Genomic DNA, 26,830 nt, shown 5'->3' with positions numbered 1-26,830 from the left:
CCAGGATACCTAAAGCTCTTCCTCGCCAAGCCGATAGCCCTACGAAGCTCCAAAAAGCCGCGTCGATAATAAACGCTTCGTAAGGACGACCCCCATGCCCCCACTGCGCTCCATCCAAGCTCGCTATACCCTGTTTCTGGTGCTGTTCGTCCTGGTGCTATTCGTGTTGACCGTCGTCGGTATCGGCCAGTTGGTCGCGCCCACGCTGCGCCATACCGAAGAACAGGTGGTGCTCAACCGCATCAGTGAGGTGGCCGAACAGATCCAGGGCGAACTGAACAAGGTTCAGTCCCAGCAACGCACCATCACCCAAACCATCCCGCTGCTCGACAGCGATGCCATCGACAAGGTCCTGCCCGGCCTGGTCGACCAATATGGTGAGCTGAAGGTCTTCGGTGGGGGTATCTGGCCGCTGCCCAACCAGCGCACGCCGGGGCGCAATAAACACAGCACCTTCTGGCACCGTGATGCGGCGGGCAAGCTGGCAGTGAACACGTTCTGGAACAGCGACCCCGCCCCCAACTATTACGACCAGAGCTGGTACAAGGGCGGCCTCGCTTCGCCACGCGGCCAATGTGCCTGGGCCGCGGCCTACAAGGACGACGCCAGCCAGGAGCCACGCACCAACTGCGCCATGGCGATCCAGCGTGACGGCGCGGCGTACGGCGTGGCCACCATCGACGTGACCCTGGGCTTCTTCAACGAACTGGTTGCGAGCAAGGAAAAGGACATCGGCGGGCAGATGCTGATCGTCGAAGGCGACGGCAAGATCATCAGCAACAGCACACGCCTGAGCAGCCCCGTGGTCCTGAAGAACATCAGTGAGTTGACCGGCACCTCAGCCTTTGCCACCCAGGTCAGCAAAGCCCTCGCCCATCGCGACCAGGCCTTGCAGCGCAGCGAGTTCGACAACCAGGGCGTGGCCAGCACCTTCTACATGCGCCCCATCGAAGGCACACCGTGGTTCCTCGCCACCGCCCTGCCCACCTCGCTGATCACCGCCCAGCGCGATGACGTGCTCGGCAGCCTGGCCCTGCTGCAGATTCCCATGGTGTTGCTGCTGGTGCTGCTGGCGGTGTATGCGATCCGCCAACTGGTGCAGCGCATGAAAACCCTGAAGACCAACATCGACGCGCTGTCCACCGGCGATGCCGACCTGACGCGGCGCATCACCATCCGCGCCGAAGACGAACTGGGCGCCATCGGCCATTCGGTGAACCGCTTTATCGTCTACTTGCAAGACATGATCGGCGAAGTGACCCAGGCCACCGGGGCCATGTCATCGGGCCTTGAGCAATTGCAGCACACCTCGGCGCACACCAACAGCATCCTGGTGCGCCACGCCTCGGAGACCGACCAGACCGTCACCGCGATCACCGAAATGAGCTCCACCGCCGACACCGTGGCGCAAAACGCGGCGGAAACGGCCTCGTTCACCCAACGCGCCAACGAACACGCCGACCGCTCCCGCGTGGTGGTGGGTGAAGCGTCCACCAGTGTCAGCGCGCTGATCGGCGAAGTCGCCAGTGCCACCCACACCGTCGAGAACATGCGCCAGGACGCCGCGCGCATCACCGAAACCCTCGGCGTGATCGGCGCGATTGCCGGCCAGACCAACCTGCTGGCCCTCAACGCCGCGATTGAAGCCGCGCGGGCTGGCGAGCAAGGCCGTGGTTTTGCGGTGGTGGCAGACGAAGTCCGCGCACTGGCGGCGCGTACCCAGGCCAGCACCTCGCAGATCAATGAGATGCTCGCGCGCCTGACCACCGGTGTGAGTTCGTCGGTAGCGGCCATGGAAAACACCCAGGCCAGCTGCCAGTCGGCGGCGGATGCCACGGCGCGGGTGAACAGCGGCCTCGACGAGATGGCCGGTTCGGTCAGCCATATCAATAACCTCAGCACCCAGATCGCCACCGCTGCCGAGCAGCAAAGTGCGGTGACCGAAGAGATCAACCGCAGCATGGTGCATATCCGACATATGGTCGAAGAGCTGGTGCAAAGCGGGCATGCCACGGAAACCAATACGCAAAGCCTGCTGGACGCCAATGGCCGGGTGATTGCATTGATGAGCCGTTTCAAGGTGCGCTGATAAATGGCTGAAACACTCCCGTGCAATGTGCGGGAGTGGGACTATTCTGACAGTTCCAAGTGTTCAGCCCCGCCACACAGGAGGTGTGCCATGCGCGCTGCCGAGCAGTCGGTCCGATTGGAGCGGATCAGTCAGGAACGTTTTATCCAGGCCCCTATCGATGCCGTTTACGACTATGTGACCCAACCGGATCGCTGGCACGAATGGCACCCCACTTCCCTCGGTGCCGACACCGGCACCACCGGCCCACTCCACGCCGGTGCACGCTTTACCGAAATGATCGACTTGCTGGGCGTACGCGTGCCCATGAGCTACCGCGTGCAGATCGCCCGGCGTCCCGACGAGTTCAAGACGGTGTTCACCTCACTGGCGGTCGACGGCTCGATTCACTACTTTTTGCAGGCCTTTCGCGACGGCACCCTGTTCAAGCGCGTGCTGACCTATGAAACCGAATTGCAGTTGGCCAGCCTCCATGAACGGATGATCGAGCTGTCGGCGATTGCACTGGACCGTCTCAAGCAGCGGATGGAAAACTCGCACTCTGTATAATTTTGAAACATTACCGCGACGCCCTCTGCGAAAAAGCAGGGAGAATGCCCCGCCTACTGCCCGGTATTGGACGAGACCTCGATGAAAACCCCCTTGCGATTGGCCCTGCTTTCAGCGCTGCTCACCACCACCTTGGCCCAGGCCGCCGACCTGATCCCCATCGATGTGCACCGCGACGCCAATTGCGGCTGCTGCAAAAAGTGGATCAGCCATCTGGAAAGCAACGGCTTCAAGGTCAACGACCATGTCGAAGCCGACATGAGCGCGGTCAAACAGCGGTTGGGCGTGGCCCCGCGCCTGGGCTCGTGCCATACCGCCGTGATCGACGGCAAGTTCGTCGAAGGCCATGTGCCCGCCGAGCAGGTATTGGCCTTGCGCAAGCGCGACGACCTGCTGGGAATCGCCGCACCGGGCATGCCCATGGGTTCGCCCGGCATGGAAATGGAGGGTCATGCCGAGGCGTATCAAGTCATCGGCCTGACCCGCGACGGTCAGGATGTGGTGGTGGCGGACTACCCGGCGCACTGATCGGTGCCGGTGGGTTACCTGGGGCTGTTTCTCGCCGCATTCGGCGCGGCGACGTTACTGCCGCTGCAATCGGAGGCGGTGCTGGTCGGCCTGTTGATCAGCGGGCATTACAGCCTGTGGTTACTGCTGGGGATTGCCACCTTGGGCAATGTCCTCGGCTCGCTGGTCAATTGGTGGCTGGGACGCTGGGTGGAACACTTCAAGCAGCGCCGCTGGTTTCCGGTCAGCGACAAGCAGTTGGAAAAAGCCCGCCACCATTACCAACGCTGGGGGCACTGGACGCTGCTGCTCAGTTGGGTGCCTGTCATAGGCGACCCGCTGACGTTGGTGGCCGGGGTGATGCGTGAGCCGTTGTGGCGGTTCCTGCTGCTGGTGACCCTGGCCAAGGGCCTGCGATACGCGGTACTCGCCGCTATCACCTTGCAGTGGGTGTTAATCCCCCGTTAATCCCCCGCAAACAGCATCCGAGCACTCTACTCGGAGCCCCGCCCATGCCTCTATCCCGTGCTTTTTGCATCGCCGGCCTGCTGACGGCCAGCATCGCCCCGGCGTTCGCCGCCAGCTATGGCCCTGAGCTGCAAGGCTTCCAATACCCCTATCCCCTCGAACATTTCCAATTCCAATCCCAAGGTAAATCCCTGCAAATGGGCTACATGGACGTGCCGGCCAAGGGGCAACCCAACGGCCGCAGCGTAGTACTGATGCATGGCAAGAACTTTTGCGGCGCCACCTGGGAAAGCACGATCAAGGCCTTGAGCGACGCCGGTTACCGGGTAATTGCACCGGACCAGATCGGCTTCTGCAGTTCCAGCAAGCCCGACCACTACCAGTACAGCTTCCAGCAGTTGGCCCTCAACACCCACCAACTGCTGGAAAAACTCGGCATTCAGAAGGCCACGCTGCTCGGCCATTCCACCGGCGGCATGCTCGCCACCCGTTACGCGCTGATGTACCCCGAGCAGACCGAACAGCTCGGGCTGGTCAATCCTATTGGCCTGGAAGACTGGAAAGCCTTGGGCGTGCCCTCGCTCAGCGTCGACCAATGGTATGCGCGGGAGCAAAAAGTCAGCGCCGAGGGGATTCGCAAGTACCAGCTCAACACCTATTACGTCGGGCGCTGGAAGCCTGAGTACGAGCGTTGGGTAGACATGTATGCGGGCCTGAGCAATGGCCCCGGGCACACGCTGGTCGCATGGAACTCGGCGTTGATTTACGACATGATCTTCACCCAGCCGGTGTACTACGAGTTCAAGAACCTGCAGATGCCCACCCTGTTGCTCATCGGTACCGCCGACACCACCGCCATCGGCAAAGACATTGCGCCGCCGGCGGTCAAGGCCAGGATCGGCAACTACGCGGTATTGGGCAAGCAAGTGGCCAAGCTGATTCCCCACGCCACACTGGTGGAGTTCCCAGGCCTGGGCCATGCGCCGCAGATGGAAGAGCCCGCGAAGTTTCACCAGGCGCTGTTGCAGGGGTTGAACGCCCTTTAATCCAACTTTTTCGAGGCACGCGAGCATGTCGGTACAGATCGCAGTCATTGATGATTGGCAGAATGTGGCCAGTGGCGTGGTGGATTGGTCGGTGCTGGAGGCCGTGGGGCAGGTGCATTTCCTGCACGATTACCCGGCAGATACCGCCACGATGATTGAGCGTTTGAAGGGGTTCGCGGTTATTTGCGTCATGCGTGAACGCTCGACCTTCGACAGAGCCCTGCTGCAGGGTCTGCCCAACCTCAAGTTGCTGGTCACCGGCGGCATGCGCAATGCCGCCATAGACCTTGCCGCCGCCAAGGCCCTGGGCATCCAGGTGTGCGGCACCGACAGCTATAAGCAAGCGGCGCCGGAGCTGACCTGGGCGCTGATCATGGCGTCTACGCGCAATCTGCTGGCCGAAGCCAGCTCACTGCGCGCGGGTGGCTGGCAGGTGGGCCTGGGAGGCGACCTGTACGGCAAGACCCTGAGCATTCTCGGGCTGGGCAGCATTGGCCAGAAGGTCGCGCAGTTCGCCCAGGTATTCGGTATGCGGGTGCTGGCCTGGAGCGAAAACCTCACGCCGGAGCGCGCGGCGCAAGCCGGGGTGACCTGGGTCAGCAAGCGCGAGCTGTTTGAGCAGGCCGACATTCTCACGATTCATTTGGTGCTCAGCGACCGCAGCCGTGGCCTGGTCGACGCCGAGGCATTGAGCTGGATGAAACCGACGGCCCGGTTGGTGAATACCGCGCGCGGGCCGATTGTTGATGAGCAGGCGCTGGTGCAGGCATTGACCGCTGGTCGCCTGGCAGGCGCGGCACTGGATGTGTACGCCGAAGAGCCGTTGCCGGTCGATCACCCGTTCCGCCACTTGCCCAACGTACTCGCCACTCCGCATGTGGGCTATGTAAGCGAGCAGAACTACCGGCAGTTCTATCAGCAGATGATTGAAGACATCCAGGCCTGGACCAATGGCGCGCCCATTCGCGTGCTCGGCTGACGCACCATTACAGGGCGGCTGCGCTACTGTGGAGAGGGAGCTTGCTCCCGTTGGGGCGCGAAGCGGCCCTGAAATCCAGGGAGCGCCTCGCATTCCAGCGGGAGCAAGCTCCCTCGCCACAGGCCCCCCGCCCCCACAAAAATCTCGTAGCGTACAACTTCGCATATCGTTACAAGTTTTTGTCCTACAAAATTCCCACATAAACCCTACAGGCTCTGGGATCTGTCCTAGACTGATGACCGATGGGTCCGTTCCAAAACAAAAACCCCGCAAAAAATCGAAACTTTCGAACTCTGCCGTAGGTCCAGTTTTAAGGTAAGGCGAGCGTATACGGTTCACAGCCCGATGCCCGTCTATCCAATCTATTTAAGCCGACCGTGCAACTGGCATAAGCCTTGCCAGTTTGTATAGCGCTTGTGCGCCTGGCCGCAGGATGCGGTCTTCGGAGCTAGTGGCAGCGGGCCATTAGCCAACCAACATTGGGAGAGAACTATGATCAGTGCCGCTGTAGATACTCAGGGAGAGCGTTTTAGTAAGGCGGCAGAGGGGCCAACGTCACTGGCCGACCTGCCCAACACTGTGCGGCCGATCGTGAGTAATAATCCCAATCGAAAGAAGGTATTGTTCGTCACCTCCGAGTTCGCCGACCTGGTGAAAACCGGTGGCCTGGGCGACGTGTCCGCGGCCCTGCCGCGCGCCATGGCTCATTTGCACGATGTTCGCGTCCTGATCCCCGGTTATCCGCAGGTGATGGAAAGCGACAACCCGATCCATATCATCGGTGAGCTGGGTGGCCACGCCGCGTTGCCGCCGTGCAAGATCGGGCGCATGGACCTCAAGGACGGCCTGGTCATCTATGTGCTGATCTGCCCCGAGCTCTACGAGCGCGAAGGCACGCCGTACGGCGCCAACAATGGTCGCGACTGGCCCGACAACCATATCCGCTTCGCCCGCCTGGGCCTGGCCGCTGCCGACATGGCCGCCAACCTCGCCCAGATCCACTGGTGCCCGGACCTGGTGCACGCCCATGACTGGCCCGCTGGCCTGGCACCCGCCTATATGCACTGGCGTGGGTCACGCACACCGACCCTGTTCACCATTCATAACCTCGCCTATCAGGGCGTGGTCAGCCTGGCCTCTACACCGGAGCTGGGCATTCCGCCGCACGCCCTGCAGCAGGAAGGCATGGAGTTCTACGGCAAGATGTCGTTCCTCAAGGCGGGCATGGCGTATTCCAGCCACATCACCACCGTGAGCGCGACCTACGCCCAGGAAATCACCACGCCGGAATTCGGCTGTGGTCTCGACGGTTTCCTCGCCGCCAAGACCCAGCAAGGCCTGCTCAGTGGCATCCCCAACGGCATCGATGAAAGCTGGGAAACCTCCACCGACACGCACCTGACCCATAACTTCAATATCGGTGACTGGGAAGGCAAGGCCGTCAATGCCGACCACGTGCGCGAACTGTTCGGCCTGCATGCTTCCACCGGCCCGCTGTTCGCGGTGGTCTCGCGCCTGGTTTACCAGAAGGGCCTGGACCTCACCGAAGCAGTAGCCAGCTTTATCGTCGAAAACGGCGGCCAGATCGCCATTATCGGGCGCGGCGAGCCGGAAGAAGAACAGGCCATGCGTGAACTGGCGCTGCGCTTCCCAGGCCAGGTCGGTGTACGCATCGGCTTCAACGAGACCGATGCGCGGCGCATGTTCGCCGGCAGTGACTTTCTGCTGATGCCTTCGCGCTACGAGCCCTGCGGCCTGAGCCAGATGTATGCCCAGCGCTTCGGCTCGCTGCCGGTGGCACGTAATACCGGCGGGCTGGCGGACACCATCGAGAATGGCGTCACCGGCTTCCTGTTCAATGAGTCCACCGTAGAAAGCTACGAAGAAGCCCTGAGCCGCGCGTTCCGGGTATTCGCCAATAAAGGCCTGCTCAACGCCATGCGCAGCCGCGCCATGACCCAACCCTTCAACTGGTGCCAGGCGGTGGAACCGTACGCCGAGCTGTATGAACAACTGGTGGCCAAGGCCTTGGGGAAATCGACTAAATAATCAAGGGAGGTCTTCATAGATGCCGTTACGGACTTTGGAAACCTGGCCCCACGGCGCATTCATGCTGGACGCGCAACACACGCGTTTTGCCTTGTGGGCGCCAGACGCGTTTTATGTCAGCGTTGAATTGGAAAACGGTAAATCCATCGCCATGCTGCCCCAGGCAGATGGCTGGTTCGAGACTGAAGTAAAGTGCCCGGCGGGCACGCGCTACCGCTACAACATTGATGGGGAAATGGATGTTCCCGACCCCGCGTCCCGGGCCCAGGCCTCGGACGTGCATGGTTGGAGCCTGGTAGTCGACCCGCTCGCCTACCCATGGCGCCACGCCAATTGGCAAGGCCGTCCCTGGCACGAAGCGGTGATCTACGAATTGCACGTAGGCGCGATGGGCGGCTACGCCGAAGTCGAAAAGCACCTGCCACGCCTGGCCGAGCTGGGCGTCACCGCGCTTGAATTGATGCCGCTGGCGCAATTTCCCGGTGAGCGCAACTGGGGTTATGACGGCGTGCTGCCCTACGCACCACACTCCTCCTACGGCTCGCCCGAGCAACTTAAACACCTGATCGACAGCGCCCACGAGCACGGCCTCGCCGTGATCCTCGACGTGGTTTACAACCACTTCGGCCCTGACGGCAATTACCTGGGCCAATACGCCAAGGGCTTCTTCCAGGAAGACGTGCACACGCCGTGGGGGGCCGGTATCGACTTCGAGCGTCGTGAAGTGCGGAATTTCTTCCTCGACAACGCACTGATGTGGCTGCTCGAGTACCGCTTCGACGGCCTGCGCCTGGACGCGGTGCACGCTATCGACAACCCCGGTTTCCTCCAGGAACTCGCGCATCGGGTACGCCAGCAGGTGGATACCGGTCGTCATGTGTGGCTGGTGCTGGAAAACGAGCTGAACCAGGCCAGCCTGCTCAAGGAGGATTTCGACGCGCAATGGAATGATGACTTCCATAACGTGCTGCACGTGTTGTTGACCGGCGAAACCGATGCCTATTACAGCGACTTTGCCCAGGACCCCACGACCAAACTCGCCCGCTGCCTGGGCGAAGGGTTTATCTATCAGGGCCACACCACCCGCCATGGTCATGAACGTGGCGAGCCGAGCAGTGAACTGCGGCCCACGGCCTTTGTGTCCTTCCTGCAGAACCACGACCAGATCGGCAACCGCGCCCTGGGCGAACGCCTGCACCAGCTTTGCTCGCCCCAGGCGCTCAAGGCTGCAACCGCCCTGCTGCTGTTGTCGCCGATGATTCCGCTGATGTTCATGGGGGATGAGGCGAACGCCAGCGAGCCGTTCCTGTTTTTTACCGACCACCACGGTGAACTGGCCGAAGCGGTGCGTGAAGGCCGGCGCAATGAGTTTGCCGACTTCGCAGCGTTCCACGATCCCGAGCGACGTGAACGCATCCCCGACCCCAACGCGCTGTCGACATTCGAGCAATCGGCCCCAGTGATCGCCGGCAACGAACACGCTCAGCTCTATCGCCAACTGCTCAGCCTGCGCCATCGGCATATCGTGCCGCACCTGCCTGGCGCCGAGGCATTGGGCGCGCAGGTGCTTGCCTACGCGGCCGTCAGTGCGCGCTGGCGCCTGGGTAACGGCAGCCTGCTGCAGATCGACCTGAACCTGAGCGCCACGCCGCTGGATCACCCGGCGACCGCGCCGGTCCTGTTTGAAACGCCGGCCCTACAAGGTGCGCAACTGCCGCCCTTCAGCGCCCGCGTCACTTTATCCCCTGTTGGAGAGCACCCTTGAGCGAAGCGAACCTGGAAATCCTCGCCAGCCGCGCGGGCCTGGCCGTCGATTGGATCGATGCAAACGGCCGCCCGCAACGAGTGACACCCGACGCCCTGCGCGCGGTTCTCAAAGGCCTGGGCCACCCGGCCGACAGCGATGCCGACATCAACGCCAGCCTGCTTGAACTGGAGCGCGTGCAACAAGACAAGCACCTGCCGCCCCTGATGACCGTCGACAGCGGTGAAGGCCTCGACCTGGCTCGCTACTTCGAACCTGACACCCTGTGCCGGGTCAACCTCGAAGGCGGCGAGACCCTGGAGCTGCGCCTCGACGGCGACTCCGTATTGCCCGGCGTTATCGCCCTGGGCTACCACCACGTGCATATCAACGACCAAAGCTTCACCTTGGCCGTCGCACCCACCCATTGCTACAGCGTGGCCGAAGCGGTGGACACCCGGCCCGCCCGCGCCTGGGGCCTGAGCGCCCAGCTGTATTCACTGCGCCGCTTGGGCGATGGCGGTTTCGGCGACACCCTGGCCCTGGAACACCTGGCCCGCTCCGCCGCCGAACGCGGCGCCGATGCGCTGGCGATCAGCCCGATGCACGCGATGTTCAGTGCCGACACCGAACGCTACAGCCCGTACTCGCCGTCCAGCCGCCTGTTCCTCAACAGCCTGTATGCCTCGCCCGCCTGTATTCTGGGTGAACGCGAGGTGCGCAATGCGATTGAAGCCATTGGCCTGGAAGAAGAGTTGCACGCGCTGGAACAGCACACCCTGATCGACTGGCCTGTCGCCGCCCAGGCCAAACAGCGCCTGCTACGCGCGCTGTATGAAGACTTCCGTCACGGCCATCACCCGCAGCACGCCGACTTTCTGAGCTTTCGCCAGGCCGGTGGCGAGGCCCTGGAGAACCATTGCCGCTTCGAAGCCGTGCAGGCTGTGCGCGCCGCTGCAGGCGAGGACCTTGACTGGCGCCACTGGCCCGAAGAGTGGCGTTCGCCGCAGAGCCCTGCGCTGGTTGCGTTCGCCGAAGAGCATCACGCCGAGATCGGCTTCTACGCCTTCGGCCAATGGCTGATCGCCCGTTGCCTGGAGCGCGCCCAACAAGCCGCCAAAGGCAGCGGCATGGGGGTCGGCTTGATCGCTGACCTGGCCGTCGGCGCCGACGGCGGTGGCAGCCAGGCCTGGAGCCGCCAGGATGAGTTGCTGGCCGACCTGACCGTGGGCGCGCCACCCGACATCCTTAACCGCGCCGGCCAGGGCTGGGGCATTTCCGCGTTCTCGCCCGAGGGTCTCAAGCGCAACGGCTTCCGCGCGTTTATCGAGATGCTGCGGGCCAACTTCGCCCATGCCGGCGGCTTGCGCATCGACCATGTAATGGGCCTGCAACGCCTGTGGGTGATTCCCATGGACGCCTCGCCGCGTGAAGGCGCTTACCTGTATTACCCGGTAGACGACCTGTTGCGCCTGCTGGCGCTGGAATCCCACCGCCACCAGGCCATCGTGCTCGGAGAAGACCTCGGCACGGTGCCCGATGGGCTGCGCGAAAAACTCATCGCCCGCTCGATCCTCGGCATGCGCGTGCTGTTGTTCGAACAGGGCCACGATGGCCAGTTCAACCCGATCCTGGACTGGCCGGATAACGCCCTGGCCACCACCAGCACCCACGATTTGCCGACCCTCAACGGTTGGTGGCACAGCGGTGATATCGACTGGAACGTCCAGCTGGGCCTGATCGATGCCCCTACCGTGGAGCAATGGAGCGAACACCGCCTGCGTGAACGCCAGGCGCTGCGCCAGGCCTTGAGCCAGGACCCGCAGAACTTCGTCGATGAGATCCGCAACGAAACCGACCACATGATCGACGCCAGCGTGCGCTACCTCGGCCACACCCGTGCGCCGCTGGTGCTGTTGCCGCTGGAAGACGCCCTGGGCCTCGAAGAACAAGCCAACCTGCCCGGCACCACCGACACCCACCCTAATTGGCGCCGTCGTTTACCGGGCGAGGCTTCCAGCCTCCTCGACAACGCCGGTGCCGCGCGCCGCCTCGAACTGCTGGCCGTCGCGCGCAACCAAGCCTATGAGCGAGACCGATGAAAGCCCTCCCCCTGCGCGCTACCCAGCGCCTGCAATTTCACAAAGGTTTTACCCTGGATGACGCGGTACCCCTGGTGCCGTATTTCGCCCAATTGGGCATCAGCCACCTGTATGCCTCGCCATTGTTGAGCGCCCGCGCCGGCTCCATGCATGGCTACGATGTGGTCGACCCCACCAGCGTTAACCCGGAGCTGGGCGGCGAACCGGCCTTGCGCCGTCTGGTCGCAGCCCTACGCGAACACGATATGGGGCTGATCCTCGATATCGTGTCCAACCATATGGCTGTGGGCGGCGCCGACAACCCTTGGTGGCTGGACCTGTTGGAATGGGGCCGCTTGAGCCCCTACAGCGAATTCTTCGACATCCAATGGCATTCGCCCGACCCGCTGCTCAAGGGCCAATTGCTCATGCCCTTCCTCGGCAGCGACTACGGCGAAGCTTTGCAGAGCGGTACGCTGACGCTGCATTTCGATGCGGCACACGGCGTGTTTTACGTTGAGCACTACGAACACCGCTTCCCTATCTGCCCACGGGATTACGCGGCCATCCTCGGTGCCGACGAGCGGCTCAAACCTCTGGCCGACCGCTTCAGCGCCCTGGCCTATCAGGATGATGCCTACGCCGAAGCCGCCTGGCTCAAGCAGGTATTGGCCGAACGCGCCACAGAAGTCCTGGAGACTATCGAACAGCGGCTGACCGAGTTCGACGGACGCACGCCGGAGGGCTTCAACCGTCTGCACCACCTGCTCGAGCAACAGGCCTATCGCCTGGCCAGCTGGCGCACGGCGGCAGACGACATCAACTGGCGGCGCTTCTTCGACGTCAACGAACTCGGCGGGTTGCGCGTGGAGCGCACCGCTGTGTTCGAAGCCACCCACGGCAAGATCTTCGAACTGATCAGCGAAGGCTTGGTGGATGGCCTGCGCATCGACCACATCGACGGCCTGGCCGATCCGCGCGGTTACTGCCGCAAGCTGCGGCGTCGGGTGGATTCGCTGTCGCCCGAGCGGCACTTGCCGATCTTCGTGGAAAAAATCCTCGGCGAGGGCGAAACCCTGCGCGAAGACTGGCAAGTGGACGGCACCACCGGCTACGAATTCATGAACCAGTTGTCGCTGCTGCAACACCATCCCGAGGGCTTTGCGCCGCTGGCGGACTTATGGACGCGGCACAGCGAACGGCCCTCGGCGTTTATCGAAGAGGCGCGGCTGGCCCGCCAGCAAATCCTCAACGGCTCCCTCGGCGGCGACTTTGAAAGCGTGGCCCAGGCCCTGTTGCAAGTGGCCCGCGACGATGTGATGACCCGCGACCTGACCCTCGGCGCGATCCGTCGCGCGTTGCAGGAGCTGATCGTGCATTTCCCGGTGTACCGCACCTATATCAGCGCCCGCGGCCGTAGCGCCGACGACGACAAAGTGTTCCAGCAGGCCCTGGACGGCGCCCGTACGACACTTGGCGAGGGCGACTGGCCGGTGCTCGAACACCTGGAAAAATGGCTCGGCGGCCAACCCTGGCGCAATCGCCCGGTGGGCCGTGAGCGCAAGATCCTTAAGCATGCCTGTGTGCGCTTCCAGCAACTGACCTCGCCGGCTGCCGCCAAGGCCGTGGAAGACACCGCGTTCTACCGCTCGGCCGTGCTGCTGTCGCGCAACGATGTGGGCTTCAGTACCGAGCAGTTCAGCGCGCCGTTGGCCGAGTTTCACGCCATCAATCAACAGCGTTTGCAGGCCTTCCCCGACAACCTGCTGGCCACCGCCACCCATGACCACAAGCGTGGCGAAGACACCCGTGCGCGCCTGGCCGTGCTCAGCGAGTGCGCGCCGTGGTACGTCGAGCAAGTGGAGCATTGGCGCACCCTGGCAGCACCGTTGCGCGACGACGCGACCACACCGTCGGCCGGCGATGAGCTGATCCTGTATCAGGTGCTGCTGGGCAGTTGGCCGCTGGACCAGGCCGAAGACTTCGAGGGCTATCACCAGCGACTGTGGCAGTGGCAACAAAAAGCCCTGCGCGAAGCCAAGTTGCAGAGCAGTTGGAGCGCGCCCAACGAGGCCTATGAACAGGGGGTCGAAGCCTTTCTCACACGTCTGCTGCTCAGTGATGAAGGTCAGCCGCTGCGCAGCGCAATCGGCAGCGCCGCCCAGGCCATCGCCCCCGCCGGCGCGGTCAACGGACTGGCGCAAACTTTGCTTCGCATTACCGTGCCGGGTGTGCCGGACCTGTACCAGGGCGATGAGTTCTGGGACTTCAGCCTGGTGGACCCGGACAACCGTCGTCCGGTGGATTTCACCGCGCGGCAACACGCACTCAATACCCTGCCGGACATCGGCGAACTGTTGTTCAACTGGCGTGACGGGCGTATCAAGCAAACATTGATTGCCCACGTACTGGCCTTGCGCAAGGCCCATCCGGACGTGTTCCGCAACGGCCGCTATACAGCACTGGAAGTCGTCGGCCGACACGCCGAACGGGTGGTCGCGTTCTGCCGCGAACACCAGGGCAAACGCCTGCTGGTGGTGGTGCCACGTTGGTCCCATGACCTGCTTGAAAACGGTGTGCATCCCCAGATCAATGCGCAGGTTTGGGGCGATACCCGGGTGAAATTACCGTTCGCCATGCCAACGCAAAACTGGAAGGGACTTTTTCATACAGGCGCAGTCACACCAGACAAGGAGCTGTTGATCAGCACTGCCCTGGGGGATTTCCCGGTCAATGTCTTTATCAATTCTGATGATCAAGAAAGCTGAAAATTTTCTGTGAGGAGCATTGTGATGAGTACTGAAGACAAACGCATACGCGAACTGGCGCATCAGATCTGGGAGTCTGAAGGCAAACCCCACGGGGAAGACGCGCGCCACTGGGAGATGGCGCGCAAGCTGGCCGAAGCCGAAGCACTGACGCCGAGCAAACCCAAGCCCGCCGCCAAGCCCAAGACCGCCCCCAAGCCTGCGGCAAAGGCCAAGCCACCTGCGCCAACCGCGAGCAAACCGGCGCCCCCGGCGGCCAAGAAGCCGCCAGCGCCGAAAAAGCCCAAGGCTTAACGCGCACGGCGCCACGAACCTTTTGCCGGCGCTGTCGGCAAAAGGCGACTTCACTCTTCTTCTCATCCGCTGAACACACGTCAGCAGGGCCGCGTTCGGCCCGAAAAAATAGCCTTGCAGGAGCAACTCAATGAGCAAACCCCATAAGACCCCATCGACGCCGGGTAACGAGCCGTCGCGGATTCGTGAAGGTTTGCCCTTCCCCCTCGGCGCTACCTGGGATGGCCTGGGTGTGAACTTCGCGCTGTTCTCGGCCAACGCCGAGAAAGTCGAACTGTGCCTGTTCGACGACACCGGCGAAGTGGAACTCGAGCGCATCGAATTGCCCGAATACACCGACGAAATATTCCACGGTTACTTGCCCGACGCCCACCCTGGGCTGATCTACGGCTACCGTGTGTACGGCGCTTATGATCCGGCCAATGGTCATCGTTTCAACCACAACAAATTGCTGATCGACCCCTACGCCAAACAGCTGGTGGGCGAACTCAAATGGTCCGAAGCGCTGTTCGGCTACACCATCGGCCACCCGGATGACGACCTCAGTTTCGACGAGCGTGACAGCGCACCGTTCGTGCCCAAGTGCAAGGTCATCGACCCGGCGCACACCTGGGGCAACGACCAGCCGGTGCGGGTGCCATGGGACCGTACGATCATTTACGAAACCCACTTGCGCGGCATCAGCATGCGCCACCCTTCGGTGGGCGAAGACGTGCGCGGCACCTGTGCCGGGTTGATGGAAGATGACGTGCTCAAGCACATCCGCCAGTTGGGCATCTCGTCGGTGGAATTGCTGCCGGTACACGCCTTCGTCAACGACCAGCATCTGCTGGAAAAAGGCATGACCAACTACTGGGGCTACAACAGCATTGCGTTCTTCGCCCCCGACCCGCGTTACCTGGCCAGCGGCAAGATCGCCGAGTTCAAGGAGATGGTTGCGCACCTGCACGAGCAGAAGCTGGAAGTGATCCTCGACGTGGTCTACAACCACACCGCCGAGGGCAACGAGCGGGGCCCGACCCTGTCCATGCGCGGCATCGACAACGCTTCGTACTACCGGCTGATGCCCGACGACAAGCGCTTCTACATCAACGATTCCGGCACCGGCAACACCCTGGACCTGAGCCACCCCTGCGTGCTGCAAATGGTTACCGACTCCCTGCGCTACTGGGCTACCGAAATGCACGTCGATGGCTTCCGCTTCGACCTGGCGACCATTCTTGGGCGCTACCGCGACGGTTTTGACGAGCGCCACAGTTTCCTCGTGGCCTGCCGCCAGGACCCGGTGCTGCGCCAGTTGAAAATGATCGCTGAGCCATGGGACTGCGGTCCCGGCGGCTACCAGGTGGGCAACTTCCCACCGGGCTGGGTTGAATGGAACGACCGTTTCCGCGACACCGTACGTGCCTTCTGGAAAGGCGATGACGGCCAACTGGCAGACTTCGCCGGGCGCATGACCGCCTCGGGCGAGATGTTCAACCATCGTGGCCGCCGCCCCTACAGCTCGGTGAATTTCATCACCGCCCACGACGGTTTCACCCTGCATGACCTGGTGTCTTACAACGACAAGCACAACGAAGACAACGACGAGAACAACCAGGACGGCAGCAACAACAACCTGTCCTGGAACCACGGCGTGGAAGGCCCGACCGACGACCCGGAAATCAACGCACTGCGCCTGCGCCAGATGCGCAACTTCTTTGCCACGCTGCTGCTGGCCCAGGGCACGCCGATGATCGTGGCCGGAGATGAATTCGCCCGCACCCAGCACGGCAACAACAACGCCTACTGCCAGGACAGCGAGATCGGCTGGGTCAACTGGGAACTGGACGATGACGGCAAGGCGTTGCTCAAGTTCGTCAAGCGCCTGATCAAGCTGCGCCTGGCCTACCCGATCCTGCGTCGTGGACGCTTCCTGGTGGGCGACTACAACGAAGACATCGGCGTCAAGGACGTCACCTGGTTGTCGCCGGACGGCAACGAGATGACCACCGAACAGTGGGAAGACAGCCACGGCCGTTGCCTGGGCATGCTGATGGATGGCCGCGCCCAGGAAACCGGGATTCGCCGTGCAGGTGCCGACGCCACTCTGTTGCTGGTGGTAAACGCCCACCACGACGTGGTCAATTTCCGTCTGCCGCCGGTGCCAGAGGGTGAGTTCTGGACCTGCATGCTCGACACCAACGAGCCAGCAGTGCGTGGCCAGGAACGCTTTGAGTTCGACCACGAGTACGGCGTGACCGGGCGCTCGCTGCTGCTGTTCGAACTGCAGCGTGACGACGAGGTGTGACATGGCACTGCATGGATTCCTTCAAGGCTTCCAGGACTATGCGGACACGCAGGACCTGGGCAAGGCCCTGAGGGCACTTCAGGAGGTTGGCCTGGATCAGTTGCCACTGCCTGGCAGCGGCGACACACTGGGGCGGTTCAGCCGCCTTGCACAAGTGGCAGGCCATGACCTGCGCTTATGCAAACTGTTCGAAGGCCACACCGACGCATTGGCGATCATTGCCGAACTCGACAGCCCGCTGCCGCCCCTGGGCAGCCTCTGGGGCATGTGGGCTGCAGAACCGCCGAGCGCCAAAGTGCAGGTGCGCCGCGATGGTCATCGCCTGCGCCTGGACGGGCGTAAAGCCTGGTGTTCCGGGGCGGCGGTGGTCAGCCATGGTTTGTTGACGGCTTGGGATGAACAAGGCAGCCAGCAATTGGTGGCGGTGCAGATGGATCAGCCGGGCATCACTGTCACCAACGACGGTTGGAATGCCGTGGGTATGGCCGCCACTGGCAGCGTCGAGGTCGTCTTTGACGGCGCTCATGGCATTGCCGTGGGCGGCCCCGGCGACTACCTCTCGCGCCCTGGGTTCTGGCAAGGCGGCATTGGCATTGCCGCCTGCTGGTACGGTGCGGCACAACGCCTGGCAGAGGTGCTGCGCGATCACTGCAGCAAGCGCCCGGAACCCCATGCCCTCGCGCACCTCGGCGCCGTTGACAGTGCACTGAACGGCGCGGCCTGTGTGCTGCGCGCCAGCGCTCTGCAGATCGACCGCGAACCCAAGGCTGACGCCCGGCAACTGGCCCAGCAGGTACGCGCGTGCATCGAGGACAGCGTCGAGCAGGTCATGCGGCATGTCGGCCGAGCTGTGGGCGCAGGGCCGTACTGCAAGGATCCGCACTTTGCCCAGTTGATGGCGGACCTGCCGGTGTATGTCCGCCAGAGCCATGCCGAACGCGACCTGGCCGGCCTCGGCGAACTGGTCGCCGGGGACCCCACAGGCAGGTGGCAATTATGAAACCCAACCCGATTGTAGGCCAGGGCACGCCACTGCACCGCTGGCAGGACTCGGCGCTGATGGCCGAACTGCCGCAGATCAGCGTCGAACAACTGGTACCCGAGGGCCACCGCGCGGTGATCATCGCCCCGCACCCGGATGACGAAGTGTTGGGCTGTGGCGGCCTGTTGCAAGGCTTGGCCGAGTTGGGCCGGCCCATTCAATTGATTTCGGTCACCGATGGCAGCGCCAGTCACCCCGGTTCCACACACTGGTCGGTGGAGCGCTTGAGCGTGGTACGCCCGCAGGAGTCGGCACAGGCCCTGCATCGCCTCGGCGTGCCGTTGCACAGCCTGAAATGGTTGCGGGCCGGCTTCAGCGACGGCCAGGTGGCGGCGCGGGAAGAGCAGCTCAGCGCCTTCATCCAGCGCCACCTCAAACCCGCGGATGTGGTGTTTACCACCTGGCGCGAAGACGGCCATTGCGATCACGAGGCCGTTGGCCGCGCGAGCGCCAAGGCGGCGCACGCGGTGGGTGCGGCCCTCTATGAGCTGCCGGTGTGGACCTGGCACTGGGCATCTCCCGAGAACAGCCTGGTGCCCTGGCACCGCGCCCGCAAGCTCCCGCTGAGCTGTGAAGCCGTCGCGCGTAAACGCCACGCCATCCACGCGTTCGCCAGCCAGTTGGAGGGTGACCCGCAGATCGGACTGCCGCCGGTGCTGGCGCCCTATGTGGTGGAGCGTCTGCTGCAACCTTTTGAAGTGGTATTTGTATGAGTGTGGCGACGCCGTATTTCGATCAACTGTTTGCCGGTAACGACGACCCCTGGGCCTTTCGACAACGCTGGTACGAGCGACGCAAACGTGCGCTGACCCTGGCGCTGTTGACTCGGCCGCGCTATGCCTCGGTGTTCGAACCCGGCTGCGCCAATGGCGAATTGAGCTTCGAGCTGGCCCCGCGCTGTGACCACCTGCTGTGTTGCGACACGGCCTCGGCCGCCGTCGCCCTGGCACGCAGCCGCTTGCTGGGCTTTGCCCATGCCCAGCTGGAGCAGAGCCGCCTGCCCGAGCAATGGCCGACAGGCGAATTCGATCTGATCGTCTTGAGCGAACTGTGCTACTACCTCGACAGCGATGACCTGTGCCGCTTGATCGATCGCGTCCTCAGCAGCCTCACCGCCAATGGCCAGGTGCTGGCCTGCCACTGGCGCCCGGCTATCGACGGTTGCCCGCAAACCGCCGAACAGGTGCATGCCCTGCTCCATGAGCGGCTGGCGATGCCCTTGGTCGCCACCCACCACGAACACGATTTCCTGCTCGACCTGTGGAGCCGTGACGGCACTTCGGTCGCCACCCTCGAGGGCCTGCGATGATCGGCATTCTGATCCCGGTACATAACGAAGAGGCGTTGCTCGGCGGCTGCCTGGAGGCAGCATTGGTCGCGGCCAGCCACCCAGGCTTGCTGGGCGAAACAGTGCAGATCCTGGTGGTGCTCGACAGTTGCAGCGATGCCAGTGCCGCGATTGCCGAGGGTTTCCCGGTGCAGCGCCTGGAAGTCCAGGCACGTAACGTCGGCCACGTGCGCGGGGTAGGCGCGCGGCACCTGCTCAACCAGGGCGCACGCTGGATTTCGTGCACCGACGCCGACAGCCGCGTGGCCCCCGATTGGCTGGTAGCCCAGCTGGCATTGGGCGCCGACGCGGTGTGCGGCACGGTGACCGTCGACGCCTGGAGCGAAGGGTTCGAGCCGGCGGCGCAGATCCGTTACCAGCAGGCATACCAGGCCCGGGACGGTCACCGTCATATCCACGGCGCCAACCTGGGCATCAGTGCCGGGGCGTATGTGCGCGCCGGAGGGTTCGAACCGCTGCCCTGTCACGAAGATGTGCAATTGGTGCGCGACCTCGAGCGCTGCGGTGCGTCCATCGCCTGGAGCCACGCCCCGCAAGTCATCACCAGCGCGCGTCTGGAGGCCCGTGCCCAAGGCGGGTTCGGCGATTATTTGAAGAGCCTGATGTGCGCGTCTTGAAAAAAACGACATTGCAAAATGTAAAAGTGACCAATCCTTGTCTATGCTGATGACGCCTTGCTGGTAATTCAGGGTTGGATTGCCATGCGCACACCACGGCGGAGTCTGTGGTGAATAAATAGAGTCGTCCCATCAACGGGGCATGACCCAGCATCAACCGACAAGGATGTAATTCCCATGAAGCCTGCCTCTCTTAGTGAAGGCCATCGCGGCCCCGCGCAAATCTGGAACAGCGCACCGCAGCTGGCGCAAATCCCGCCTATCTCTACCGCTTCGCTGGTGCCCGCCGGCGCGCGCGTGGTGATCATCGCGCCCCATCCCGGCGACGAGGTGGTGGCCTGCGGTGGTCTACTGCAATTGCTCAGCACCCTGGAACACCCTCTGCAACTGATCTCCATCACTGACGGCAGCGCCAGCCACCCGGGCTCATGCGTATGGCCGGCCAGACGCCTGAGTGTGGTGCGCCCCCAGGAAAGCGCCGAAGCGCTGCGCCGCCTGGGCATGCCCTTGCACAGCCTGAAGTGGATTCGCGGCGGTTTCTGCGACAACGCCCTCGCCGCTCGCGAGCCGCAGTTGAGCCAATTTATCGCGCGCTACCTGCAACCGGGCGACGTGGTGTTTACCACGTGGCGCAACGACGGCAATGACGACCATGACGTCGTCGGCCGTGCCAGCGCCAAAGCCTGCAGCCTGGTGGGTGCGCAACTGTATGAACTGCCGATCTGGGCCTGGCACTGCCCCGCCCGCGAGGGTGCGATGATCCCCTGGCAACGGGCACGCAAGGTACGCCTGGACACCTGGACCGTGGCGCGCAAGCTCCACGCCGCCCATGCGTATGCCAGCCAGTTGGCGGGCGACCCGCAGATTGGCCTGGCGCCGATATTGGCCCAGGTGCTGCTGGAGCGTATGCGCGAGCCTTACGAAATTGTGTTTGTGTAATCGCCCACTCGTCTGTACCTGTTATTTCTGACAGTGGCGCCCCGCACGATGTGTGGCTATGGTGCAAAAAGCGCTGCACAGCTTGAGGTGCAGTCGAGAAAGCCATGCCAACCCTTTGCATTGGCCGGTGTTTTCGAACAGGTAACCCGTCGTCCCTGATCCGTATCGCGCGTCACGTTGTCATGGTCTGGCCTGCACCTGCCTTTGCCGGTATCGGTGCAACTCTCCCCTCTCGCGAGGACGGATCATGCGCTCACAGACTTTGCCCCTGCTGTACCTGGTTGCCTTGGCGACGTTGCCGCCCGCGTCTTACGGGGCGTGTACCATCAGCAACACCGCCGGCGATGACCTCTCTTCCTGCGACAGCGGCACGGCGCCGGGGTTTACCGACAGCGCGGGCAACAACACCCTGAACATCAGCACCACGGGACGAGTTACCGGGAATGTGACCTATGGCGCCGGCAACGATCTGGTGGATGTGAACGGGCCGAGTGCCGGGATCGACGGCAACCTCAACCAGGGCGATGGCAGTAATATTTTCCGCCTGAATCTGGGCAGCATCACCGGCAGCGTAAGCCAGGGCTCGGGCGCGGATGTGGCACAGATCAGCGGCGGCCAGGCCGGCGCCGTCACCCAAGGCGCAGGTGTCGACAGCTACGCCCAGAGCGGCGGCACCATTGCTTCACTGGCCCAAGGCGATGGCCTGGATACCTTCAACATGAGTGGCGGCACCATCACCGGAGCCTTCGAGGATGGCGACCAGGCCAAGATGAGCGGTGGCAGCATCGGCCGGGTCGACATGAAGCTCGACAACAACCTGTTCGATATGTCGGGTGGCAGGATCATCGGCAACCTGGTGGCCGGCTTCGGCAACGACACCATCCTGATCTCGGGCACGGCCTTTGTCGGCGGCAACATCAGTGTCAGCGGTGGCAACGACGTCGTGACCGTCTCGGGTGGCGACGTCAACGGGCAGATACTCCTCAGCTTTGGCAACGACGAGTTCGGCTGGACGGGCGGAAACCTGCACTCGTTCGTGCTGATGGGCGCGGGTGACGATACTGCGGTGCTGCAAAACCTGGTCAATGCCCAACTGGCTGCGGCGCAATTGGTCGACGGCGGCCTGGGTGTCGACACGCTCACACTGGACAATACCAAGGCAGGCGATCCGGGCCTGTTTCCCAACTGGGAAAGCATTCGTCTGGACAACCAGTCGCAGCTGACCCTGGGCGGAACGCTGAAACTGGGTGACAGCGCCACCGGCACCGGCAGCCTGAGCATCGACGGGACCAGTGAACTGTTGATCGGCACAGGGGTGATCGACCCATTTACGGCTGGCCAATGGGTGAACGTCACTAACAGCGGCACCCTCAACATGACCACCGGCAACACCCGTACCAGCGACACCCTGACCATCAATGGCAATTACACCGGCGACAACGGGCGGCTTGCACTGCAAAGCGCCTTGGGTGCGGATGATTCCCCCAGCGACAAACTCATTATCAACCAGGGCACCCTCGCCGGTACCACCGCCCTCAACGTCACGAACCTCGGCGGCGCGGGGGCGGCGACCCTGCAGGACGGCATCCAGGTGGTGCAGGCCCTCAACGGCGCCTCTGGCAGCGGTAACGCGTTTACGCTGGTCGGGCCGGTGTCCGCCGGGGCGTTCGACTACTACCTGTTCAAGGGCGGCGTAACGGCCGGTACGGCGGAGAACTACTACCTGCGCTCGACGATCCCCGTGGTGCCGCCTGGCCCGGTGATTATCGTGCCGTTACCCACCCCGGTTCCCGGTGAACCACCGCTGCCGCCCAATCCCGGGACCGAACCGATCCCTATTTATCGTCCGGAAGTGCCGATCTACGCTGCATTGTTTCCCGCCGCACAGCAACTCGTGCAGGGCATGCTCGGCACCTTCCACCAGCGTATGGGTGACCAAAGCCAACAGTTGCACACCGGCCCATTCACGTCGGGCTGGGGACGGACCTACGGTAATAGCACGCGCCAGAGTTTTACCGGGACGGTCAGCCCGTCGCTCGACAGTTCGGTGACCGGCTTCCAAGTGGGTAGCGACCTGTACGCCAGCACCTACGACAATGGCCTGACCCAACGCAGCGGGTTCTTCGTCGGCCACAGCACCCTCAAAGGCAATATCAAAGGCTTCAACGGTGGCTGGCAGGACAAGGACGCCGGCAAGACCACCTTGCGCGGGGACAGCCTGGGGGTTTACTGGACACTGATCAGGGCCAACCAGGCCTACCTCGACCTGGTCTTGATGGGCACCCGCTTCGACGGCAATAACGAGTCGGATCGTGGCGTGAAGATGGACACCCGGGGGCACAATGTCACGGCGTCCGCCGAAGTCGGCTGGCCGTTTGCCGGGATGGGTAACTGGGTGGTTGAACCCCAGGCGCAACTGATCGTCGGCAAGACCAAACTGGATAAGCAAAACGACGGGATCTCTGACGTCTCCTATGACGCCGACACCACCGTCACCAGCCGCCTGGGTGTACGCCTGCGCGGTGACTATCAGGTCCGCAGCATGCCGCTTCAACCCTACGTACGGGCGAATGTCTGGCACACCAGTGCCGGGCAGAACACCGTCACCTTCAACGACGTGACAGCAATCGACACTGAGCAGAAGTCCACCACCCTGGACCTGAGCGCCGGCGCCACGCTGAAGGTGGCCACGGGCATCAGCCTGTACGCCGAGGTGGGCTACAACCGCAACCTGGACAGCAACACCTTCAACGGCCGCCAGGGCACGGTCGGCCTGAGAATGGATTTCTAATCACCTATGACCGGGATTGACCACCCCGGCCGCCTTGAAGCGTGAAAACTGAAAGGCAATGTCCAGCCAGATAAACCAGGCCGGCATTACGCATAGCGCCAAGCGTGTATCCGGCCGCAACGCCAGCAGGCACAACACGAAGGCCAGGAACGCCAGGGAAAACCAGGCCATCGGCACACCGCCGGGCATCTTGTAGAGGGATTTGGCGTGCAGATCCGGGCGTTTTTTACGGTAGGCGATATAGGACGCGAGGATGGTCGACCAGGTGAAAATCACCAGGATCGCCGACACCGTCGACACAATCGTGAAGGCAGTCATCACCTCCGGCACCACAAACAGCAGCGCCAGGCCGAGCAGCATCAAAAACGTGGTAAATGCCAGGCTGATAAACGGCACGCTGCTTTTCGACAGCCGACCGAAGATACCCGGTGCGTCCCCCAGGTCTGCCAGGCCGAATAACATGCGGCTGGCGGAAAACACTCCACTGTTGGCCGACGATGCCGCCGAGGTCAGCACCACGAAATTGACGATCCCCGCCGCAGCCGGAAAGCCTGCTACCAAAAAAAACTCAACGAACGGACTTTTGCTCGGCGACACCTGTTGCCACGACGTCACCGCAATGATGCACGCCAGGGCCAGCACGTAGAACAGGATGATGCGCAGCGGTATCGAGTTGATCGCCTTGGGCAAGGTCTTCTCCGGCGCACGGGTTTCAGCCGCTGCGGTGCCGATCAGTTCGGTGCCGGCAAAGGAAAAGATCGCCATCTGGAACCCGGCGAAAAAGCCGAACAGGCCATTGGGAAACGCCGCCTGTTTATCCAGCAGGTGGCTCAAGGACGCCGTGACGCCAGTGGGCGAGACAAACGAGCTGGCAATCAGCACCACACTCACACCGATCAGGGTCAGCACCGCGATGATCTTGATGATCGCGAACCAGAACTCCACTTCACCGAACAGTTTTACCGTCAGCACGTTCAACGCGAACAGCGTCAGCAGCATGCCCACCGCCGGGATCCACGCCGGCACATGCGGGAACCAGTACTGGAAAAACCCGCCGACCACCACCGCATCCCCCACCACCGCCACGCTCCAGCTCAGCCAGTACGACCAGCCGAGAAAGAACGCCGCACGCGGCCCCAGGTAAGCGCCGGCAAAGTCGGCGAAGCTCTTGAAGTTGAGGTTGGACAGCAGCAGCTCACCCATGGCGCGCATCACGAAATACACGAACAGCCCGATGATCATGTAGATCAGGATGATCGAGGTACCGGACAACGCGATGATCTTGCCGGAGCCCATGAACAGGCCGGTGCCGATCGCACCGCCCATGGCCATCAACTGGATATGGCGGTTGCTCAGGGTGCGTTGCAATGCAGGCTTTTCACAAAACCCGGACGTGGTTGTTTTCATCACAAAACCTCTTGTTATGTTTTTGAGTTTTGGCAGAAAAAAGAATCGAGCGCGTGTTGTTATTGGCTCAGGCGGTCTTGCTTTCGAAGCCGTGCAGGACGTTGACGGCATTGATGCCGATCTCATCGACCATGTAGCCGCCTTCCATCACGAACAGTGTCGGGACGCCGACGCTGGCGATGAGCTCGCCCATGCTGAGGAAGTCCTGGCTGTCGAGCAGGAAGTGGCTGATGGGGTCGTCCTTGAAGGTGTCGACGCCGAGGGAGATCACCAGCACGTCGGGGGCGAAGTGTTTCAGTTGCTGGCAAGCGTGGATCAGCGCGGTTTTGTACTGACCCCACGTGGTGTTTTTCGGCAAAGGGTAATTAAGGTTGAAGCCCTCCCCGGCACCTGCGCCGCGTTCGCTGGCGGCGCCGGAAAAATACGGATAGGACACCGAAGGCTCGCCGTGCAGGGAGATGAACAGCACATCCGGGCGGTCGTAGAAAATATTCTGCGTACCGTTACCGTGGTGGAAATCCACATCCAGTACCGCGACGCGCTTGGCGCCTTGGGTGATGGCCTGTTGCGCGGCAATCGCGGCGTTGTTGAGGTAGCAATAGCCGCCCATGTATTCGCGGGCCGCATGGTGCCCCGGTGGGCGGCACAGGGCGAAGGCGCTGTTGTGGCCTTCGTCGATCAGCGCGAGGCCGGTGAGCGCAATATCTGCACTGGTCTTGACGGCGTGCCAGGTGGTGGCGGTGATCGGCGAGCCGGCGTCCATGGCGAAAAAGCCCAGCTTGCCGTCGATAAAGTCCGGCACCTGTTGATTGGCCAGGTCGCGCACCGGCCATACCAGCGGCAGCGCGTCATGGCTGCGGCCGATGGCGGTCCATTCGGCCCAGGCGGTTTCGAGGAAGCTGACGTAGCGTTCGCTGTGGGCGTTGACGTAACAGGCACGCTCAAAGCTGCGCGGCACGATGATATCGCCCAGCCCAACGTGTCGGACGCGGTCACGCACGGTGTCGGCGCGGCTGGGTTGTTCGAATGAGGGCTTGAGCACGCCGTCCTTGAGTTCGGTGCCGTGGTGCAAACGGTGGTCATCACTAAAAACAGTCAGCATTTGGATACATCCGCCAGTAAAAGACAGGGTCTATTTTGTTCTGGCAGCGCAGGGCTTTCTTTGCTTTTACTTCTGACGCTGATAGCTTTATCGGGTGTTTTTACCCACGCGATAGCCAAATATGAAAAATAAAACCAAACAGGTCGTTCTTGACGACACCGATCTCGCCATCCTCGCCCTGCTGCAGGAAGACGCGAGTATTTCCAACGCCCAACTGAGCGAGCGTCTGTCCCTGAGCCTCACCCCCTGCTGGCGCCGGCGCAAACGCTTGGAAGAAGAAGGTGTGATCAAGGACTACCAGGCCAACCTGGATCGCAAGCTGCTCGGCCTGGACATCATGGCGTTTGTACACGTGCGTTTTGCGATCCACACCGACCATGCGCCGGATGCGTTTGAAGCGGTGATCAAAGAGCTGCCTCAGGTGCTGTCTTGCCACAAGATCACTGGCGATGCGGACTATCTGTTGCAGGTATTGGCGGAGGATCTGGACAGCTACAGCGAGTTTGTCGAGAGCGTGCTGCGGCGGCAGCTGGGGATTGCGTCGATCCAGTCGAGCCTGGCGTTGCGCGAGGTGAAGGCGACGAGTCGGGTGGCGATTCCAAAACGCGATTGAACGCGCTAAAGAAGACATTGAACACGGCAGGTGATGGCTAAAAGCCTGCCCTCAGCATGTGAAAAATTCGTTAACTAATTCTCCCCAAAGGCTTTTTCTTGCAGGCT

21 protein-coding genes are annotated in these 26,830 nt (G+C 62.5%); 19 read left to right on the top strand and 2 right to left on the bottom strand.

Going from position 1 to position 26,830, the window contains the following annotated elements; genetic code table 11:
* Positions 1–94 precede the first annotated feature (94 nt).
* The 18 genes from HCF10_RS26760 (at position 95) to HCF10_RS26675 (ending at position 23,601) form a co-directional block, all read left to right on the top strand.
* On the top strand, positions 95–2,089 hold the full coding sequence (locus tag HCF10_RS26760) for a methyl-accepting chemotaxis protein (protein WP_131696159.1): 1,995 nt from the start codon (positions 95–97) through the stop codon (positions 2,087–2,089).
* A 90-nt stretch (positions 2,090–2,179) separates the two neighbouring features.
* Positions 2,180–2,638: an SRPBCC family protein gene (locus HCF10_RS26755; protein WP_131696158.1), complete on the top strand. Its 459-nt coding sequence runs from the start codon at positions 2,180–2,182 to the stop codon at positions 2,636–2,638.
* 81 nt (positions 2,639–2,719) lie between these two features.
* Positions 2,720–3,166 (top strand): DUF411 domain-containing protein, encoded by a 447-nt coding sequence (locus HCF10_RS26750; protein WP_131696157.1) that lies wholly within the window; start codon positions 2,720–2,722, stop codon positions 3,164–3,166.
* 3 nt (positions 3,167–3,169) lie between these two features.
* Positions 3,170–3,613: a YqaA family protein gene (locus HCF10_RS26745; protein ID WP_131696156.1), complete on the top strand. Its 444-nt coding sequence runs from the start codon at positions 3,170–3,172 to the stop codon at positions 3,611–3,613.
* Between the two features lie 44 nt (positions 3,614–3,657).
* A complete protein-coding gene (locus HCF10_RS26740) occupies positions 3,658–4,659 on the top strand; it encodes an alpha/beta fold hydrolase (protein WP_145337755.1) in 1,002 nt (333 codons plus the stop codon).
* A 25-nt stretch (positions 4,660–4,684) separates the two neighbouring features.
* Positions 4,685–5,638, top strand: coding sequence for a D-2-hydroxyacid dehydrogenase family protein (locus HCF10_RS26735; RefSeq protein ID WP_167656749.1), 954 nt, complete (start codon positions 4,685–4,687; stop codon positions 5,636–5,638).
* Between the two features lie 492 nt (positions 5,639–6,130).
* Positions 6,131–7,687: a glycogen synthase GlgA gene (gene glgA / locus HCF10_RS26730; protein WP_131696153.1), complete on the top strand. Its 1,557-nt coding sequence runs from the start codon at positions 6,131–6,133 to the stop codon at positions 7,685–7,687.
* A gap of 19 nt (positions 7,688–7,706) precedes the next feature.
* On the top strand, positions 7,707–9,452 hold the full coding sequence (gene treZ, locus HCF10_RS26725; RefSeq protein WP_145337753.1) for a malto-oligosyltrehalose trehalohydrolase: 1,746 nt from the start codon (positions 7,707–7,709) through the stop codon (positions 9,450–9,452).
* The gene (malQ, locus tag HCF10_RS26720; protein ID WP_167656748.1) at positions 9,449–11,533 is read left to right on the top strand and encodes a 4-alpha-glucanotransferase; all 2,085 of its coding nucleotides are present in this window, start codon (positions 9,449–9,451) and stop codon (positions 11,531–11,533) included. The genes treZ and malQ overlap by 4 nt, the downstream gene beginning before the upstream one ends.
* Positions 11,530–14,280 carry a malto-oligosyltrehalose synthase gene (locus tag HCF10_RS26715; RefSeq protein ID WP_167656747.1) on the top strand — a complete coding sequence of 917 codons (2,751 nt, stop codon included), beginning with the start codon at positions 11,530–11,532 and terminating at the stop codon, positions 14,278–14,280. The genes malQ and HCF10_RS26715 overlap by 4 nt, the downstream gene beginning before the upstream one ends.
* Before the next feature lie 24 nt (positions 14,281–14,304).
* Entirely contained in the window at positions 14,305–14,574 is a 270-nt protein-coding gene (locus HCF10_RS26710) for a DUF2934 domain-containing protein (protein WP_131696149.1), read from the top strand.
* Positions 14,575–14,704: 130 nt separating this feature from the next.
* Positions 14,705–16,864, top strand: coding sequence for a glycogen debranching protein GlgX (glgX, locus tag HCF10_RS26705; protein WP_131696148.1), 2,160 nt, complete (start codon positions 14,705–14,707; stop codon positions 16,862–16,864).
* A 1-nt stretch (position 16,865) separates the two neighbouring features.
* A complete protein-coding gene (locus tag HCF10_RS26700; RefSeq protein ID WP_167656746.1) occupies positions 16,866–17,864 on the top strand; it encodes an acyl-CoA dehydrogenase family protein in 999 nt (332 codons plus the stop codon).
* Positions 17,861–18,619, top strand: a complete 759-nt coding sequence (locus tag HCF10_RS26695) for a PIG-L deacetylase family protein (protein ID WP_131696146.1) — start codon at positions 17,861–17,863, stop codon at positions 18,617–18,619. Before HCF10_RS26700 ends, HCF10_RS26695 begins: the two co-directional genes overlap by 4 nt.
* Positions 18,616–19,215 (top strand): SAM-dependent methyltransferase, encoded by a 600-nt coding sequence (locus tag HCF10_RS26690; protein WP_167656745.1) that lies wholly within the window; start codon positions 18,616–18,618, stop codon positions 19,213–19,215. The genes HCF10_RS26695 and HCF10_RS26690 overlap by 4 nt, the downstream gene beginning before the upstream one ends.
* Entirely contained in the window at positions 19,212–19,871 is a 660-nt protein-coding gene (locus tag HCF10_RS26685) for a glycosyltransferase (protein WP_131696144.1), read from the top strand. Before HCF10_RS26690 ends, HCF10_RS26685 begins: the two co-directional genes overlap by 4 nt.
* 177 nt (positions 19,872–20,048) lie before the next feature.
* The gene (locus HCF10_RS26680) at positions 20,049–20,810 is read left to right on the top strand and encodes a PIG-L deacetylase family protein (RefSeq protein ID WP_131696143.1); all 762 of its coding nucleotides are present in this window, start codon (positions 20,049–20,051) and stop codon (positions 20,808–20,810) included.
* 247 nt (positions 20,811–21,057) lie between these two features.
* Complete coding sequence (locus HCF10_RS26675; protein ID WP_167656744.1) at positions 21,058–23,601, top strand: autotransporter family protein; 2,544 nt, start codon at positions 21,058–21,060, stop codon at positions 23,599–23,601.
* Here the strand turns inward: HCF10_RS26675 and HCF10_RS26670 are convergent, their stop codons facing one another.
* A complete protein-coding gene (locus HCF10_RS26670) occupies positions 23,602–25,008 on the bottom strand; it encodes an amino acid permease (protein WP_167656743.1) in 1,407 nt (468 codons plus the stop codon).
* A 67-nt stretch (positions 25,009–25,075) separates the two neighbouring features.
* Entirely contained in the window at positions 25,076–26,110 is a 1,035-nt protein-coding gene (locus HCF10_RS26665) for a histone deacetylase family protein (protein WP_131696140.1), read from the bottom strand.
* Between the two features lie 121 nt (positions 26,111–26,231).
* Here HCF10_RS26665 and HCF10_RS26660 point away from each other — a divergent pair, with 121 nt between their 5' ends.
* Positions 26,232–26,723 (top strand): Lrp/AsnC family transcriptional regulator, encoded by a 492-nt coding sequence (locus HCF10_RS26660; protein WP_131696139.1) that lies wholly within the window; start codon positions 26,232–26,234, stop codon positions 26,721–26,723.
* Positions 26,724–26,830 lie beyond the last annotated feature (107 nt).

It is taken from the genome of Pseudomonas sp. B14(2022) (assembly GCF_012030485.1).
In the GTDB taxonomy this organism is placed as follows: Bacteria; Pseudomonadota; Gammaproteobacteria; order Pseudomonadales; family Pseudomonadaceae; genus Aquipseudomonas.
The sequence above is the reverse complement of the archived record's forward strand: the minus strand, read 5'-3'. Positions and strand labels throughout refer to the sequence as shown.

Excerpts from the sequence above, each read along its gene's own strand:
- HCF10_RS26760 (WP_131696159.1), top strand. The coding sequence starts at position 95 with ATGCCCCCACTGCGCTCCATCCAAGCTCGCTATACCCTGTTTCTGGTG.
- HCF10_RS26755 (WP_131696158.1), top strand. The coding sequence starts at position 2,180 with ATGCGCGCTGCCGAGCAGTCGGTCCGATTGGAGCGGATCAGTCAGGAA.
- HCF10_RS26750 (WP_131696157.1), top strand. The coding sequence starts at position 2,720 with ATGAAAACCCCCTTGCGATTGGCCCTGCTTTCAGCGCTGCTCACCACC.
- HCF10_RS26740 (WP_145337755.1), top strand. The coding sequence starts at position 3,658 with ATGCCTCTATCCCGTGCTTTTTGCATCGCCGGCCTGCTGACGGCCAGC.
- HCF10_RS26735 (WP_167656749.1), top strand. The coding sequence starts at position 4,685 with ATGTCGGTACAGATCGCAGTCATTGATGATTGGCAGAATGTGGCCAGT.
- glgA (WP_131696153.1), top strand. The coding sequence starts at position 6,131 with ATGATCAGTGCCGCTGTAGATACTCAGGGAGAGCGTTTTAGTAAGGCG.
- treZ (WP_145337753.1), top strand. The coding sequence starts at position 7,707 with ATGCCGTTACGGACTTTGGAAACCTGGCCCCACGGCGCATTCATGCTG.
- HCF10_RS26715 (WP_167656747.1), top strand. The coding sequence starts at position 11,530 with ATGAAAGCCCTCCCCCTGCGCGCTACCCAGCGCCTGCAATTTCACAAA.
- HCF10_RS26710 (WP_131696149.1), top strand. The coding sequence starts at position 14,305 with ATGAGTACTGAAGACAAACGCATACGCGAACTGGCGCATCAGATCTGG.
- glgX (WP_131696148.1), top strand. The coding sequence starts at position 14,705 with ATGAGCAAACCCCATAAGACCCCATCGACGCCGGGTAACGAGCCGTCG.
- HCF10_RS26700 (WP_167656746.1), top strand. The coding sequence starts at position 16,866 with ATGGCACTGCATGGATTCCTTCAAGGCTTCCAGGACTATGCGGACACG.
- HCF10_RS26695 (WP_131696146.1), top strand. The coding sequence starts at position 17,861 with ATGAAACCCAACCCGATTGTAGGCCAGGGCACGCCACTGCACCGCTGG.
- HCF10_RS26690 (WP_167656745.1), top strand. The coding sequence starts at position 18,616 with ATGAGTGTGGCGACGCCGTATTTCGATCAACTGTTTGCCGGTAACGAC.
- HCF10_RS26685 (WP_131696144.1), top strand. The coding sequence starts at position 19,212 with ATGATCGGCATTCTGATCCCGGTACATAACGAAGAGGCGTTGCTCGGC.
- HCF10_RS26680 (WP_131696143.1), top strand. The coding sequence starts at position 20,049 with ATGAAGCCTGCCTCTCTTAGTGAAGGCCATCGCGGCCCCGCGCAAATC.
- HCF10_RS26675 (WP_167656744.1), top strand. The coding sequence starts at position 21,058 with ATGCGCTCACAGACTTTGCCCCTGCTGTACCTGGTTGCCTTGGCGACG.
- HCF10_RS26670 (WP_167656743.1), bottom strand. The coding sequence starts at position 25,008 with ATGAAAACAACCACGTCCGGGTTTTGTGAAAAGCCTGCATTGCAACGC.
- HCF10_RS26665 (WP_131696140.1), bottom strand. The coding sequence starts at position 26,110 with ATGCTGACTGTTTTTAGTGATGACCACCGTTTGCACCACGGCACCGAA.
- HCF10_RS26660 (WP_131696139.1), top strand. The coding sequence starts at position 26,232 with ATGAAAAATAAAACCAAACAGGTCGTTCTTGACGACACCGATCTCGCC.